The sequence below is a fragment of the Dietzia sp. UBA5065 genome (assembly GCA_002415925.1).
In the GTDB taxonomy this organism is placed as follows: Bacteria; Actinomycetota; Actinomycetes; order Mycobacteriales; family Mycobacteriaceae; genus Dietzia.
On sequence record DIAZ01000166.1, the window covers coordinates 1 to 2,931 of the forward strand.

Annotated in this window: 2 protein-coding genes; both read left to right on the plus strand. The window is 76.1% G+C overall.

Translation table 11 applies throughout. The features are described 5' to 3' along the window. The coding region (locus B4M60_RS13510) for an MFS transporter (RefSeq protein ID WP_291085019.1) at positions 1–1,202 on the plus strand (1,202 nt) is incomplete at its 5' end. Continuing rightward, the coding region (locus B4M60_RS13515) for a pyridoxal phosphate-dependent decarboxylase family protein (protein WP_414646806.1) at positions 1,199–2,931 on the plus strand (1,733 nt) is incomplete at its 3' end. The genes B4M60_RS13510 and B4M60_RS13515, both read left to right, overlap by 4 nt.

Consider the following 2,931-nt stretch of genomic DNA (forward strand, 5'->3'; position numbering starts at 1 on the left):
CGCTGGCCACCGTGCTGGTGCTGGTGCCCAAGGTGATCGACGTCCTGGCGTACCCGCTCATCGGGGCGCTGTCGGACCGCGCGTCCCACCGGGGCGGCCGCCGGACCGGGCTGATGCTCGGCGGCGCCCTGGCCCTGCCGCTGCTGTTCGTGGCCACCTTCTCCGCGCCCACCGACTGGGGCACGACGGCGGCCGGCGTGTGGGTGATGGGATTCTTCCTGCTGGCCTCGCTGGCGTACTCGTGCTTCCAGGTCCCCTACCTCGCGCTGCCGGCCGAGCTCACGGACGACTCGGGGGTCCGGGTGACGATCCTCGCCTGGCGGGTCGCGGTGTTGGCCGGGACGATCCTCGCGGTGGGCGGCGGTGGCCCGGCGCTCCGGGAGGCGGCCGGTGGCGGCGCGACGGGCTACGTGGTGATGGCGGTGGCCGTGGCGGCGCTGATGCTCGCGGGGATGCTGTGGGCGACCTTCGGGTCCGGCCGGCGCACCGTGCTGCGGGCCGACGCCCAGGTGGGTGGCCTGCGCGCGCAGTACCGGGACGGGGTCGACGCGCTGCGCGTGACCCGGCCGTTTCGGCTCCTGGTGGGGCTGTTCTGCCTGCAGGCCGTGGCCACCGCGGTGATGCTGGCCGGTGGCCAGTACGTCGCGACCTACGTGCTGGGTAGCGAGGCCGCCCTCACCGGGCTGTTCGTCGCGCTGATCGCGCCCGCACTGCTGGTGATGCCGCTGTGGGCGCGCTTCGCGCACGCGCGGGGGAAGATCGCCGCCCTCACCGCGGCTACCACGCTGTTCACCGTCGCGGCGCTCATGCTGGTCGCGGCGGGCGTGTGGCCGGGTGCGTGGATTCACGTCCCGGTGGCGCTGGCCGGGGTGGCGTACGCCGGGATGCAGGCTCTACCGATGTCGATGCTGCCCGACGCCACCGACATGGACCGCGAGCTCGGCGGCCGCCGCCGCAGCGGTGCGATGAGCGGATTGTGGACGGCGTCGGAGACCGGTTCGATGGCACTGGGGCCGGTGGTCGTGCTGGCCCTCCTCGCGCTCGGCGGCTTCCGCTCCGGCGGGGTCGCCGACCAGCCGGACACGGCCACCTGGGCCATCGTGCTGGGGTTCTCCCTGGTACCCGCCCTGCTCACCGGCGCGAGCCTGCTGGTGATCCGGGCGCTCGGACGCGCATACCCCCGATGGACGGAGCCCGCATGACCGCCGATCACCCGCAGGGCGACCCGACCGAATCCGCGTCGACCGCGACCGACCCGACCGAGACCGACCCCTTGGCGGAGACCGGCCCGACCGAATCCGCCTCGCCCGAGACCGACCCCTTGGCGGAGACCGGCCCGACCGAATCCGCCTCGCCCGAGACCGATCCCCTGGCGGAGACCGTCGCGCGGCGGGGCGCGGCGGCCCTGGAGTCGCTCGCGGCGATGCGCGCGGCCGATCCGCCGACGACCGGCGGCCGCGTGCTGTCCTACGTCTACGACTCCGGGCTCCCCGGGCTCGACGCGGTGGCCATCCGGGCGGCCGCCCTCGCGCACGGGGTCAACGGGCTGGATCCGACCGTGTTCTCCTCGGTGGCCCGGATCCACGGGCAGATCGTGGGGCGGGTGCGGGAGATCCTGGGTGGGGGCCCGGGTGGCGCCGGGGTCGCCGCAGGTGGCGGCGTCGACGGAGGTGCCGCCATGAGTGCCGGTGACGGAGGTGGTGCCGGTGACGGAGGCGGTGCCGCATCGGGTGGCGGTGGAGGTGCCGACGACGACGAGGTGTTCGGCGTCGTCACCTCGGGCGGCACCGAGAGTTGCGTCCTGGCGTGTCTGGCCGCGAGGGAGGTCTCGGGCCACGCGCCCGGCGCTGGCGGGGCGATCGTCGCGCCGGTGACCGCGCACGCGGCGTTCCGCAAGGCGGCCCACCTGCTGGGGATGCGGTTCGTGGGCGTCGAGGTGGACCCCGCCTCGGGCCGGGTCGCCGCGGCCGACCTCCTGGCCGCGGTCGATCGCGACACCAGCCTGGTGGTGGTCTCGGCCCCGTCCTACCCGACCGGCGTCGTGGACCCGGTCGCGGAGGTGGCGGCCGGGCTCGTGGCGGACCACGACCCCCGGATCGGCCTGCACGTGGATGCCTGTCTGGGCGGGCTGGTGCTGCCGTTCTGGCCGCACTCGCCCGAGCAGGCCCCGGTCCCGGAGTGGGACCTGCGGGTGCCGCGGGTGACGAGCATCTCCGCGGACCTGCACAAGTACGGGTTCGCCCCCAAGGGCACCTCGGTACTGCTCAGCCGGGGGCGGGCCCGGCACCGGGCGTCGTGGTTCGCCACCGTGGACTGGCCCGGCTACCCGGTGGTCAACCCCACGCTCGCCGGCTCCAAGCCCCTCGAGCCGGCCGCCGCCGCGTGGGCGGTGCTCGAGGCGCTCGGCGACGACGGCCAGCGCGAGCTGGTCGCCCGCACCGCGCGGGCGAGTACGCGGCTGGTGGCGGGGCTGTCCGCGATCGAGGGGCTGCGGGTGATCTCCTCGGACCCGGGCCCGCTGATCGCGGTGGTGGCCGACGACTCCGCCCCCGACGGCCGGCGCGTGCACCCGCACCTGTGGGCGGACGAGTGCGGCCGGAGGGGCATCGCCGTGCAGGCGCAACCGGCGTACGGCCAGGAGCGGGGGGCCTTGTCGTCGTCGTCGCACCTCACCGTCACCCCGGTGACGGAACGGCTGGTCGAGGAGATCCTCGAGGTGGCGCGCCGCGCCGCCGACACGGTCCGGGGCCGGCCCGCCCCGGCGCCGCCGGCGGGATTCGCGGACGTGCTCGACGCGCTGGAGTCCGGGGCCCTGTCCCCCGCCGACCTGCTGGCGCTGCCGGAGGACGACGTGCACGCGATGGTCGCGGCGGTCCTCGGCGGCGGGGCCCAGGACCCGGACCCGGCCGCGGACCCGGCCGCGGCGGACGG